The 12,927-nt window shown below is 48.9% G+C and carries 12 protein-coding genes and 1 pseudogene; 11 read left to right on the top strand and 2 right to left on the bottom strand.

What is annotated here, in order from left to right:
* A pseudogene (locus tag Q674_RS34785) lies at positions 1-616 on the top strand (hypothetical protein); the annotation flags it as partial.
* A gap of 533 nt (positions 617-1,149) precedes the next feature.
* On the opposite strand, the gene Q674_RS41700 reads toward Q674_RS34785, so the two are convergent.
* Complete coding sequence (locus tag Q674_RS41700; RefSeq protein ID WP_023009412.1) at positions 1,150-2,067, bottom strand: LysR family transcriptional regulator; 918 nt, start codon at positions 2,065-2,067, stop codon at positions 1,150-1,152.
* A gap of 103 nt (positions 2,068-2,170) precedes the next feature.
* Between Q674_RS41700 and Q674_RS0120900 the strand changes: the two genes are divergently transcribed.
* The 9 genes from Q674_RS0120900 (at position 2,171) to ectB (ending at position 10,452) form a co-directional block, all read left to right on the top strand.
* Positions 2,171-2,674: a cobalamin-dependent protein gene (locus Q674_RS0120900; RefSeq protein ID WP_023009411.1), complete on the top strand. Its 504-nt coding sequence runs from the start codon at positions 2,171-2,173 to the stop codon at positions 2,672-2,674.
* A 36-nt stretch (positions 2,675-2,710) separates the two neighbouring features.
* Positions 2,711-3,853, top strand: coding sequence for a hypothetical protein (locus Q674_RS34775; protein ID WP_161629370.1), 1,143 nt, complete (start codon positions 2,711-2,713; stop codon positions 3,851-3,853).
* 17 nt (positions 3,854-3,870) lie between these two features.
* On the top strand, positions 3,871-5,055 hold the full coding sequence (locus Q674_RS34770; protein ID WP_023009409.1) for an aromatic ring-hydroxylating oxygenase subunit alpha: 1,185 nt from the start codon (positions 3,871-3,873) through the stop codon (positions 5,053-5,055).
* A gap of 42 nt (positions 5,056-5,097) precedes the next feature.
* Positions 5,098-5,490 (top strand): ectoine synthase, encoded by a 393-nt coding sequence (locus Q674_RS34765; RefSeq protein ID WP_023009408.1) that lies wholly within the window; start codon positions 5,098-5,100, stop codon positions 5,488-5,490.
* Positions 5,491-5,537: 47 nt separating this feature from the next.
* Entirely contained in the window at positions 5,538-6,848 is a 1,311-nt protein-coding gene (gene purD, locus Q674_RS34760; protein ID WP_023009407.1) for a phosphoribosylamine--glycine ligase, read from the top strand.
* Positions 6,848-8,161, top strand: a complete 1,314-nt coding sequence (locus Q674_RS34755; RefSeq protein WP_023009406.1) for a hypothetical protein — start codon at positions 6,848-6,850, stop codon at positions 8,159-8,161. The genes purD and Q674_RS34755 overlap by 1 nt, the downstream gene beginning before the upstream one ends.
* Entirely contained in the window at positions 8,109-8,618 is a 510-nt protein-coding gene (locus Q674_RS34750) for a hypothetical protein (RefSeq protein WP_152526085.1), read from the top strand. The genes Q674_RS34755 and Q674_RS34750 overlap by 53 nt, the downstream gene beginning before the upstream one ends.
* Positions 8,619-8,731: 113 nt before the next feature.
* Positions 8,732-9,148, top strand: a complete 417-nt coding sequence (locus Q674_RS34745; protein ID WP_023009404.1) for a hypothetical protein — start codon at positions 8,732-8,734, stop codon at positions 9,146-9,148.
* Positions 9,149-9,180: 32 nt separating this feature from the next.
* Complete coding sequence (gene ectB, locus Q674_RS34740; RefSeq protein ID WP_031210270.1) at positions 9,181-10,452, top strand: diaminobutyrate--2-oxoglutarate transaminase; 1,272 nt, start codon at positions 9,181-9,183, stop codon at positions 10,450-10,452.
* A gap of 349 nt (positions 10,453-10,801) precedes the next feature.
* On the opposite strand, the gene Q674_RS34735 is transcribed toward ectB, so the two are convergent.
* Positions 10,802-11,269 carry an Lrp/AsnC family transcriptional regulator gene (locus Q674_RS34735; RefSeq protein ID WP_023009402.1) on the bottom strand — a complete coding sequence of 156 codons (468 nt, stop codon included), beginning with the start codon at positions 11,267-11,269 and terminating at the stop codon, positions 10,802-10,804.
* 68 nt (positions 11,270-11,337) lie between these two features.
* Here Q674_RS34735 and Q674_RS34730 point away from each other — a divergent pair, with 68 nt between their 5' ends.
* Entirely contained in the window at positions 11,338-12,357 is a 1,020-nt protein-coding gene (locus Q674_RS34730) for a hypothetical protein (RefSeq protein WP_023009401.1), read from the top strand.
* Positions 12,358-12,927: the final 570 nt, after the last annotated feature.

Genomic DNA, 12,927 nt, shown 5'->3' with positions numbered 1-12,927 from the left:
ACTTATTCAGAGCCTCCCTAGGCAAGAAAAAGGCGATCTCGTTGACACACTGACCTTTTCTATAAGAGAAATCCTAAGAAACGTTGTCGAACATTCAGGCTCTGAAATTATTGAGTACTGCGCACAATATTGGCCGTCAAAAAATTTAGTCGAACTAGCAGTCCTCGACACCGGATATGGGATTATGCAGGGCCTGTCTTCAAATCCACATTTGAATATAAAGGATGAAAGAGATGCTTTGCATCTGGCCCTATTGCCAGGTGTTTCTGGGAAAATGTATAAGGGTGTTAAGAAAAGAAAAAATGATGAATGGCAAAATTCGGGTTTCGGGCTTTATATGACTAGCCGAATTTGCAGGAACGGCGGTGATTTTTTCGTAGTAAGTAACGATAAGAGTGTTTTTCTGGATCAGAATTCCAAGAAGGATCTGGAGTGCAAGTATAAAGGTGTTGCGTTAAGACTCCGCATCAATACGGCTAAAATATCAAACTATAGCGATATGTTAGCTAAATACCGAGAAGAGGGCTTTGCGGCGGCTAAAAAGTTTTCTGGTCACGATGCGATAGAACCATCAGTCGCTTCAACCATGTTGGCGAGAGATTTTCAGGAAACTTAACAAGGCCAGCCACGGCGACGGTTACTGCATCGCAGCTGCGCCTCCATTCCTTAACCGAGCGTGCGGAGCGGCGTTATCGCACCATCTGAATGTTCGCTTTGCGACCAGGCCGAGCCTAAACAAAAGCGAACGTCCGCAATGCTGCGAATTTCTCATTTTATTCACCCTTAAATGGTTAGGATGCCAGTTTTCATAATCCAATTAGGCGATCAGATGGCGTTATAATCGAAGCAGGAGATAATAATTTCGGTTACATTGGGCGGCTCTATGAACACAGGAAGCGAATCAGAAATGCCGCTTAGGATCTGAAGCTATCCGCCGTTATAAAAACCCCCGTTTTCTTTTACGGTTTTTGACGCACGGCTTATACAGTCGGGGATAATTTTATGTGATTTTGCTCAATGGAGTTATCCAGTATCTACTTCGAAATCACCCATTCAAACCGACTTATCACTTAAACTCGCACACAAAAAGCATCCTGCATGGGACCGGGGGATACCGGAAAGTAATGCCACACTGACGAAAGGCTCGTTTTATCTCTCTCGGTGCCATGATGCAAACCAGTCTTGGTGAGATTTAGCTAGTTTTTTTAGCCAATCGATAGTTGCATAGACTCCGTCTGGGAGCGGCCTCACTTCCGGAACCAACAAGTTGTATCTCATTCTGCCGGGTATGTCAGGGCCACATGGGCGAATGAGCTTTCCTTCCTTGATCAAGTGGGCACTACTGACGTCATCTCCAATTGCCACACCAAGTCCGTCCGCAGCGGCATACATGCAAAGGTAGGTGCGATGGTACGTAATGCTTTTCTTGCACTGAGCCAAACTGTACCCGTGGGACACCAACGCATTATCCCACCAATGAATGCCCCGGTCGTGGATCAATCGATGATCGAGACAATCTCCAATGTCTTTTATGGATTCCGCCGATTCGATGAGAGAGGGACTGCAGACCGGAAATGCCGTGTACTGAAGAAATGTCTCTGTTTGGAAGCCGGGAACGTAGACCTGCCCCCAAGTGATTGCTAGGTCCGCGTCCGACGCAAACATCTTTTGTGGCTCGGGATGGACTCTGATGTCCAGTGACACACCTAGATCATCCAAATCACTACTTTGCATGAGCGGCCTTAGCCACAGCTCTGCCAAATCCGAGTCTACGTCAATGACAACCTGTGGGGAGGCAGATCTTTGAACGGTTCCGGTATCCAAGGCTATCGAGAGCAACGCTTGCTCCACCATTTTAGCGTAACGGCGCCCAGCAATTGTTAACTCAACCTTTCGGTGGCCTCGGGAGAAGAGACGGGTGTTCAGCTGCTCCTCCAACAGTCGTATCTGTCTACTAATCGCTGCCTGCGTTACGCAAAGTTCAGCCGCGGCCTCGGTGAAACTCTGGTGGCGAGCCGCGGCGTCAAAGGCTTTTACCGCGTTTAGATTCGGAAGTTTTCGAGGCATTACGCATTACTCCTAGTTATGCTAACTGTCAAAAAAAGTTGATTGAACGACCATCAACCGCTCCGTATTCTCAGGTCTCAATGTAGCGCATGGAGGAACACCCGTGAAATTTCAGGAAAATAGCGAGCTACTTCAGTCCAACGCCTTCATTGATTCCTCTGGAACAGGATCGAATTCAGGCATCAGAAAAACTTGTAGCAAAACGGTCATTCTCGGTGTAGCAGAAAGTGACGCCCACGTGGTCGCGAATAAGCTTATCGAGGCACGCCTCGAGGCTTCTGGGTACGAAGTCGTCAACCTGGGTGCCTGCACGCCTCTATCCGAATTCGGCCAGGCTTACGAAAATCACCCGGAATCCGTAGCCATTCTTATTGGCACCCTTAACGGACATGCGTTGCAGGATCTCAGCGATCTGTTGTGGATGAAACAGAAATTCGCAGTGAATTGCCCTGTGATCGTAGGAGGCAAACTAGGTCTGAGTCCCGGAAAGGCTCAGCGCGTAGGCCAAACCCTTCTAAACAGAGGGGTCGATGCGCTCATCAATGATATTGAGGATGTCCTCAGCTATATACAGCAAGGACAATATGGCCTAGCAAAAACGGGATAACGCAAACCAATTACTCACGGATAAGAGACTATGTCTATGGACGCGACATCAATTATCAAATTTGGGGGCAGCTCGTTTCTCAATTTCCACGATTACTCGAAAATAGCTCTCTTCCTTTCGGAATGTGTTCGTTCGTATCCGGGTTCAAAATACATTGTTGTTGTGAGCGCAATGTCTGGAACAACCGGAAGGTTAAAGGAGGCCATAGACAGTATCGATCCTAACGCGCCGAAAAGAGTGCACGACGGTACCTTGGCTACAGGAGAAATCATTAGCGCGCACTTTCTTGAAGCAGCCACCTCACGGCTTGGCATCAGATGCTGCTCACTCAATGCGCTGAATCTTGGCCTCAAGACAAACTCAGAATTCGGGTCCGCCGATTGCACTGAATTCGACCTCACGAATATCAGTAGGAAGCTTGCATACAACGATGTGATTGTCGTCGCCGGAGGTCAGGGGGTAAACGAGGAGCAGTCCATCACCATGCTGGGCCGCAACAGTTCTGACTACACCGCCTTACTTTTGGCTTCCGCTGTGGGCGCAACACACTGCACCATCGTCTCAGATGTTCCTGGCGTCATGAGTGCGGATCCATATTTATTGCCACAAGCCAGAACAATCAAAAGTATTGGCTTTCGCACAATGGCAGGTGTTGCCGAATCTGGCGCAAAGGTACTGTACGGAAAAGCCGTATCTCATGCGGAGAAATTTGGAATAGAAATCCGATGCGGTCGTTTTGAGAATGGAGAGATCAATATTTATACAACGATCGGAAAGGAGTCCCCGGCTTCGATTGTTGTGGTGTCTAAGGCGGTGACTATCATTTCCACTGAGTCGAAGAGCGATTTTGATAACGCGCTCGAATGGCTGGAATTAAAAAACCAAAGTCCTCTTATCATTGATAATAAGGAAAAAAGAGAAATTGCTTTTGTTGGAGGCGACCGTTCATCGCTTGGCAAGTTGGAACTATTATTTAAAGATGCATATAGCATAACAGACAACGCCTATTTAGTGTCTGAGCATATCGGGTTATCGGTTAGAAGGTCCAGCTTCGCAAGCCATGAGGCGGCGGTCCAGCACGCTAGTTTACGTCATGAATCTCTCTACCCATCTGCGAACGCTGAGGTCCCTGAATGGACAGAAAAAGCGCGTTCTGAAAAAAGCAATATCTTTGTCTAGCGCAGGAAGGAGTATGTATGAATTTCGATGATGTAATTGAATCTGTCAGAAAGCCGTTTGCCTCTGCGACATCGCTGTCTCCAGAAGTATTTACTAGTCCCAAATGGTTTGATTTTGAAAAAGAGCACATTCTTTATAAACACTGGAATTTTGTAGGTTTGCAACAAAATGTTCCTGGGATTGGTGACTATTTCGTCACTGAGTTGTATGGCGAGTCAATTATCATAATAAGAGATCATGATAAAAGGCTGCACGCATTCTTAAATGTCTGCAGACACCGTTGCTCCAAAGTGTTGTCCGACTCTGGCTCGTGTCGTGTTATCCGATGCCCGTTTCACGCATGGACCTATCGTTTAGACGGTAGCTTGAAAAGGGCGACGGATTTCCCAGACATGCCGGAGCACCAAAAAAGGGAACTTGGGCTTAAAGAGCTCCGGTGTGAATCTTGGCAAGGACTTATTTTTGTCACCTTTTCACAAGACACTCCATCGATCGATGAGATGCTTTCTGATTTATCAGAGGAGTTCCACAATTATCCTCTTGAGGAGATGCATTGTGTGCGTGAGAGAAAAGACGAGGTTCGCGTCAACTGGAAACTGTACAACGATATCGATACCGATCCTGGGCATGGTCCCGTTCACAGCAGCACGATTGGAGCACAGGAATACGAGCTATCGTCGAGTAAGCGCTACTACAGAACACTGTTCATGCCCTCAAACAACTCTTCGGCTCTACTCCCAAAAGACTACGGCAATGGGTTCGATCACATTCCGAACCTCCCTGGTCGAGCGAAGAATGGCACCTTATACCTGCAGTTCTTTCCTGCACTCTACGTGATTCTGACGCAAGACTGTGCTTGGTGGCTGAACAAAACTCCGGTCGACCACCAGACCACTATTCTTCGCGTGGGTTATATGTTCCCGGAGGAAACGGTGCAGCGGGACGACTTCGAGGAAGTTGTAAAAACCTACTTCCAACGCTGGGATCAAGTGGTTGAGGAAGACAACTGGATTATGGAGCAGCAGCAACTCGGGATGTCATCAGCTTTTAGTTCGAGCGGTCCTCTTTCAGAGCAGGACAGGTATGTGTGGGACCTACACAATTGGTACGTCGATCGGGTGCAAAAGGCCAAGGAGGGAATCATCTGTACAGACCGTTCTGTCACATCGTCAATCAATGGTCGAATCAAGACCGTCGGCTAGCCTTGGCTGGCCCACCAAATTCACGGTACCGCAGGATCAAATATGATTGTAAAGACTGTAGACGAATTCAGATTGACCGACCGAAAGATTGACGGTCCAGGATGGGAAAGCATTCGAATGTTGTTGGCGAAAGACCAGTTTGGCTTTTCTTTTCACTTTTCGACGATGGCACCGGGCCAGACGCTCAACCTTTGGTACAAGAATCATCTTGAAGCATGCTTTTGTATTAAGGGCTCTGGAACGATTCGATGCCTAGATTCCGGAGTTGAAAAGGCGATCAAACCAGGGACGCTTTATGCGCTGGATAAACATGATCGCCATCAGATTGAGGTTCATGAGGAGATGGTCGCTCTGTGTGTGTTTAACCCTGCTCTGTCAGGCAACGAGGTACACGACAAAGATGGCTCCTACGAATTGACAACAGAGCAGCCGTAAATACGCCGACCAGATTGTAACTGATCAGGGTGAAAAAGGATTTTGATATGAGCCACACGGTAATGGTTATCGACTCCTCGGGACGAGGCCACGCATTGTGCCAACAGATTCTTAAAACAGATCGTAGTGCCAGCGTGCTGTACGTTCCGGGATGCAGGGCCATCGAACACGCGGGCATCACATCGGTTCCCGAAATAAATATGACCGATTTTGAGGGAATTTCAGCCCTTGCTCGTCAATACCAACCCAACCTCATCATTGTCAGCAACATTGAGGCAATTAGAGCCGGTGTCACAGATCAATTATTGAAGGAAGGTTGGAATACCATTGGTGCCACAGCCAAGGCTGGCAAGCTGGAAACCAGTAAAAGCTTTAGCAAGCAATTCTTGAACCACGCAGGCGTTAATACGCCTCGGTATATCAAATGTTCCTCTGAGCAGGAAGCGTTCGCGGCGCTTGAAAACTTTCCTAACGGATGCGTGGTGAAAGCGGATGGCCTTTGCATTGATGGTGACGGGGTCTTCATGGCCAGCTCTCCGGACGACGCAAAAGCTGCCATCCACAAGCTTATCTCGGAGCAAGCCTTTGGGGATGCTGGTGCTCAGTTGCTGCTCGAGGAATGGATCGTTGGTCGCGAACTCTCGATAATGGTGTTCGTAGATGACCAGGGTGGATTCAATGTGCTTCCACCTGCAATGGATTATAAACGTTCGGACGATCAGGACAAAGGGATCAACTGCGCCGGAATGGGTAGTGTCTTCCCGCACCCCTTGGATTCCACTGCTTTGCAAGAGCAGATAAGAACATCTGTTGTGAGCCCGATTGTTTCGCAAATGATCCGGGACGAAATTCTGTTCACTGGCTTCTTCTTCATTGGGGCCATGATGACAAACACCGGTATCCACGTTCTCGAGATCAATAGCCGATTTGGCGACTCCGAAGCGGAGGTTATGTTCCCCGCGATTAACGCAAATCTGACTGAATGTTTTGAACTGGGCTTGGCGGGCCGAGCAGAGGAAATTGATTGGCAGTTTGACTCGCGCTTTCGAGTCTCAGTCTCCCTCGGACAAGGCGCAATTCCCTCCGACGACACAGATAATCTGGGTTGGCCATATGGTGAGTTCAAAGCGGGTAATGAAATCTACGGTATTCGCAACCTCGAAGAAACTGGATCTGAGCTCTTCTTTGCCAATGTCGACCGCGACGCAAAGGGGAAGCTGATCACTGCGGGCGGGCGAGTTGCCCATGTTGTGGGATCCGCTGAAGCACTGTCGACGGCGGTTCAAACCACCTATGCCGGCGTGCGTGAGATTGGTTTTAAAGGGATGAAAATTCGGACGGATATCGGTTTAGCCTAATGAAAGGACAATTTCGTTTCGATCTCGATGATGCTGTTCAATATATCAAGTCACTTGATAAGGAATCAGTGCACAGCGTTCTCACCCGATGTGAATCGGAAGGCAGGGTTGCGGTTCAACCTCGCTCGGGTGTTGGTGGCCATCAAGAAATGAGAAATCTCCTCACGACCATCGAAGAGAGTGCTGCTCCGGACATTTCAACGCTTACGATCGACTCTTACACCAGGCTCCAAAAGTTTGATCAGGCCAGCAATCTTCTGGCAAGCGCACCAGAACAGCTCAATGGTTATCCGCTTGTGTCTCAGGGGATTATGCGTGGTAGAAACTTGAACGAGAGCACTCGAGCACCTCTCGACATACGGCATGGATCGCCCATTGCCAATCGGCTCTTCGAAGCTGCGATATCCAGTGGAATTACCTCTTTCGAAGGAGGGGGTATCACGTACAACCTGCCTTACTGCAAGGATGTTCCTCTCGAGGCGTCCCTCGAATCTTGGCGCCGAATTGACGAGCTGTGTGGAGACTTGGCGCAAGAAGGTGTGATTGTCTCCCGTGAGAGCTTTGGAACGCTGACAGCAGTATTGGTGCCGCCCTCTCTCGCCTTATCTCTGTCCTTTCTGGAAGCCATGTGCGGAATAAAGGAAGGTGTGAAATGTGTGCAGATTGCCTACCCACAAGGGGGCTGCTTGGCCCAGGACATTGCTGCATTGAGGGCGATTCGCGAATTGTCTGAGCACTACGTGCCGGCCGATGTTGATGTATTTCCCGTTCTACATCAGTACATGGGGCCTTTCCCATCCGGCATTCACGAGTCTATGGCGTTGGTTGCCCATGGCGCGATCGTTGCGAAGGCTGGTTTGGCACGAAAAGTCGTGGTGAAGACCGTACAAGAATCGCAAGGCATCCCCACCGCGAAATCTAACGCAGATGCGATCAACTTTGTGCGCGCAATGACGAGTTCTCCGTCCGGCATTGTAGAGGTACTTTCGGACGCAGTGTCTCTGGAGCAGAAGCAGATCGTGCAGGAATCAAGAGAACTCATTGACTCAGCGTTTGACCAAAATGATCCGTACCAAGCGATCATTGATGCGTTTCATCATGGGGTTCTCGATGTGCCTTTCTCACCGAGTCGAGCTGCTAGGGGGTTAGTGTTACCAAGTAGGGCGAGAAACGGAGCAATTCGATACTTTGACACTGGCAACCTAAGGTTTTCCCAGAACACCAAAAATTTTAATAGGGACTCATTGGCTATGGACGGTCTTGATTATCAAGCACTGCTCTCAAGTATTAACTTTTTTGCAGAACCAACATAGCGAATTTACCGGTGAAATTATTATGTTCCTTACAATATTAGCCACCCTATCATATTCCTTGATGCTGATATCTCTCAATCGCGGCCCTTTATTTACCAACGGTTACCTAGTTGGAACGCTTATCAATCTATTTGGAGCGCTTATCCCCTTCACCTTCTTTTTAATTGGCGGAATGCGTCTAGAGGGCTCGAATAATGTTGTCGGTGTGAGCTGGGGAATCGCTGGAGGCATTGGTATCGCACTGTTTACTATAAGCATGACGTTTTTATTTGCCGGCGGCGGGACTCTGGGGTTTGTTTCTCCGATTGTCTATGGAGGATCCATCGTGATTGTTACATTGATCGGATTTCAATTCTTCAGAGAAGGCTTAACTGGCCTCCATCTGTCTGGAATTGGCATGGTTTTGCTGGGAATTGGTCTGATCGTGTTTGCGCAGTACAGGGGAGTTACTTCTTAGCGCTTGCACACTGACATAAATTTTAATTATGGAAACCCGGAAATTATATCGTTTGTCGTAAGCCTGAATAGCTCTCAATATAAGGACGAAGTGGAAAATTTGAGGGTTTAAACATGAAGATTTTAAATGCTGAGAGCCTAAAATTCTTTTATGAATTTATGTCGAGAGAGCAGGGCAAGGGTGACTCTTCGAACAGCCGGTATGAAAAAATTGAACAGTTTTTCAGTAGGTATATAAATCAGCGTTTCCAGAATCGAATACGGGGTTGTGCAGAAAAGGTTGGTCTGACACCTCCAGAGGCCCAATTGGTGGTTGTCATTGGAGATGAGGGCGGATTGAGCTTGAAAGCCATACATAAAAAGACTTTGCTTTGTCTCGATGTTGCGGAGATCGCCACTAATCGACTAATAACTCGACAATTGGTGTTTGCCAAACGTTGTGGACATGAACAAACGCCTAGATTCTATTTGTCAGATGAGGGGGCCGTCGTGCGCCAACGGCTGAGAGAGGGATGTGTATTTCCCTATTAATCAACAACAAACAGTATCGGTGGGAGCTTAAAATGGACATTTTTGAGAGTATGGAATCCGAAGTTCGCGTATATTCGCGCTCATTTCCTATTCTATTCAACAGGGCTAAAAATGCGCATCTGTTTACAGAAAATGGAGATGCTTATCTCGACTTTTTAGCCGGCGCAGGTTCCCTTAACTATGGCCACAACAATGAGCTTTTTAAGGCTGCGCTTCTTGAGTACATTCAAGAAGACGGAGTTTCTCAGGGATTGGATCTGTACACCCGTGCGAAAGCCGATTTTATTAGTAGTTATAAGAGGCTGATTTTGGAGCCTCGTGGGCTTGACTATAAAATCCAATTTACAGGTCCGACAGGAACAAACGCGGTTGAGGCAGCACTGAAACTTGCGAGAAAGGTGAAGGACCGCAGCAACATTATTTCTTTTACCAACGGTTTTCACGGGGTTTCTCTCGGTTCGGCCGCTACAACTGGCAACAAGACTATCCGTCGAGGTGCGGGCGTATCGCTAAACGACGTCAACTTTATGCCTTATTGCGACTATCTCGGCGAAGACGTCAATACCATCGACCTGATGGACAAAATGCTTTCAGATCCGTCCTCAGGCATTGAGTGTCCTGCAGCGGTCATAGTGGAAGCTGTTCAGGGTGAAGGTGGTTTGAATGTGGCTTCGGCTGCATGGCTTAAGGGATTGGAACGGCTCTGTAGAAACCACGATATGCTCCTGATCATAGATGACATCCAGGCGGGAAATGGCCGAACAGGTGATTTTTTCAGCTTTGAAGAGGCAGGTGTTTATCCCGATCTGATTGCAGTGTCTAAATCATTGAGCGGTTTTGGGCTTCCCATGGCCGTCGTTCTCATGCGTCCGGAATTGGATATGTGGAGTCCGGGAGAACACAGCGGTACTTTCCGCGGGAACAACCTTGCGTTTGTTACGGCAAGAGCTGCCATCGAGCATTACTGGAAGGACGGCCAGTTCTTGGAAGAAATTAGGAAAAAGTCTTACATACTGCGCCAGCGGCTCACCGCTATTTGTGAACAATACCCGTCCGGAGAGTTCCGATTTAAAGGACGCGGCATGATGTGTGGCATCAGCTGTAAGACAGGCGAAATGGCCAACCAAATTTCCAAATGTGCATTCAATAAAGGTTTAATGATTGAGACAAGTGGCGCCAATGGGGAAGTTGTTAAGTGCCTGATGCCACTAACGATAGATGAGAAAGATTTATTGACTGGCCTCGAGTTGCTGTCATCCAGTGTTGGCCAAGTGTTTCAACAACAAACGAAACGGGCGTCCTGATCAACGTCCGAGCTCGGTGTGGGTTCTAGCCTTTACTGTAGACATTCCTGCAATGAGTCCGCATTTCTCCTTGAGGAGGGTTATAGTCTATCCGCCTGAATGTTCGTTTTGCGACCCGCGCTGCCTTTCCTGGTTCCTTAAACAAAAGCGAACATTGATAGGCCATCCGTAAAGATGCTCGTTTCCATTGGCAAGCGGACCTTTTTACCGCATCCAAACGGGTTATCTAGGGTAGCGACTTTCCCACCTACGTTGGTGTCCGGAATCATTGAACCACTTCACTCACAACTGAACGTCAGCGTGAAGGTACCCCTCCTCTTTAAGCTTGTGGCCAAACCGCAAACGCCAGTCATAAAACAGGAAGGGTAACTCTCGTATCGAACTTAGCTCGTTTACGAGAAATCAGCGTGCGGAATTTACGCATGTTGGAATCCGCATACAGTACCCGATCACAAAAAAGGTCATAACATTCCATATCGGCTACAATTACGATCAACACAAAATCGACCTCTCCGGTGACTTGATAGCACTGCTTCACCTCCTGAGCCGCCAGTGCCCGCTTAAGGAACCGCTGGTATAATGCCTTATCATCACGCTCCATGATGACCTCAACCACCACATGCAAGGTGGGCCCGAGTTTTTCAGGAGCCAGTAAAACTACATCCCGCTCAATAATCCCGCTCTCCCGTAGTCGCCGGACCCTTTTTAGGGAGGCAGAGGGTGACAACCCGACCTTGTTCGCCAACTCTTGGTTGGTGATGCCGCCCTCATTTTGCAAACAGTCCAGTAGTCGGAGGTCGAGCCGATCCAGGTGCATAATATTCTCCAAATAACACAACAAACGAATGAAATGTATTGTTTGGTATCTTTTAGACGAAAGATTTCTTGCCACTCATCGTACAATATCGCTTCTTCCACCTCAAACGAGCGATATTCATGTTGACCTGGTTAATGACACAGAAAAAAAACTCAGTTTTTGAGATTTTCAGGGAGTCCACCCGGGTTTACTTCACCTTACTAAGAATACTGGTCCCGGCACTGATCGTTGTGAAGTCGCTGGAGTTGTTAGGATTTACAGTCTGGTTGGGTTCTGTGCTGGCACCACTGATGGGATGGCTGGGGCTGCCCGACACGGTCAGCGTTGTATGGGCCGCGACGCTGCTGACCAACATTTACACTGGCATGGTGCTGTTTTTTGAAGTGGCTCGATCCGAGACCCTGACAGTCGCCCAGGTCAGCGTGTTAGGCACGCTTATGATCGTTGCGCATGCTATACCTGTGGAGGGCGCGGTCGCCCGAAAAGTAGGCGCGCCTTGGTGGCTGACGCTGTGCCTGCGCATCGGCGGGTCGCTCCTGCTTGCGTGGGTTCTTCACCAGCTTTATCGAGCTGGTGGATGGCTGCAGTACCCGAACGAACTGGCGTGGCAACCGAAGTACACCGACGAGAGCTTAATGGGGTGGGCGCTAGTGCAAATCCAGACGCTTACGATAATCTTTTTCGTCATCCTGGCGCTGATAACATCACTCAAGCTGTTCCGCCTGTTGGGCATCGAACGGCTGCTGCACCTACTGCTTAATCCGTTTCTTCGGCTACTGGGCGTTAGCCAAGCGGCCGCCAATACTATTGTTATCGGCGCTATGCTGGGGCTTAGTTTTGGCGCGGGGCTTCTCATCCAGGAATCCAGAACCGAGAAGCTTAGCCCCCGAGATGCTCTGCTTGCAGTGAGCTTTCTCGGCCTGTGTCACAGTCTGATTGAGGATACCTTGCTGATTTTGCTGCTGGGGGCCGACCTGTCTGCCGTTCTTTGGGCACGTCTCCTGTTTGCGTTTCTGGTCATCGGGGTGTTGTCCCGGCTTCCTGCGCACTTTCTAAAACATGGCCTCCAACCTGCGACTAATCGTTAACCTAGGATGGTAGATGCCAAAGCGTGCGTGTGACGATTCAGGTCAACCCCCACAGGATCGCCGTCGAACTCGTAGAGATCGCCCCGGACGTCCATCTAGTCTTCTTGGCAGGCGCGCTCGAAAAGGCTGGCTAGAGGTATGCTCCTGTCCTGCAGAGATCTCATGGCAAAACGCTGGCCCGGATCCCAGGGAGACACTTAAGGCGGTAACGTCGTGGCACGCGACGCAGCGCTCGTCACCCTCGATGAAATTGAAACCGAGGGCCTAGTGGACAATGCCCGCGAGATCGGCCGTTTTCTGAGGTAAAAACTGGAGGCGCTCTCCGGCCATGCCCCGTTATTCATGATATTCGTGGAATTGGCTTAATACAGACAGTTAAAATTGTTGAACACGAAGGGCAGCCCTAGCCCCTCGCGAGCTGAAGAGCTTATAAAGGCCTGCGGGGAGGTCGGTCTGCTGCTACTTTGCTGCGGCATGCACGGCAACATCGTTCGATGGCTTCCCACTTATAAGCTAGGACAGGCGAGAGCACCAGCATAAATCCAAGCTTTTAAACAAAAGCGAACATTC

Source organism: Marinobacter sp. EVN1, from assembly GCF_000475375.1.
Taxonomy (GTDB): Bacteria; Pseudomonadota; Gammaproteobacteria; order Pseudomonadales; family Oleiphilaceae; genus Marinobacter; species Marinobacter nauticus.
This window is presented reverse-complemented; position numbering and strand designations above follow the sequence as displayed.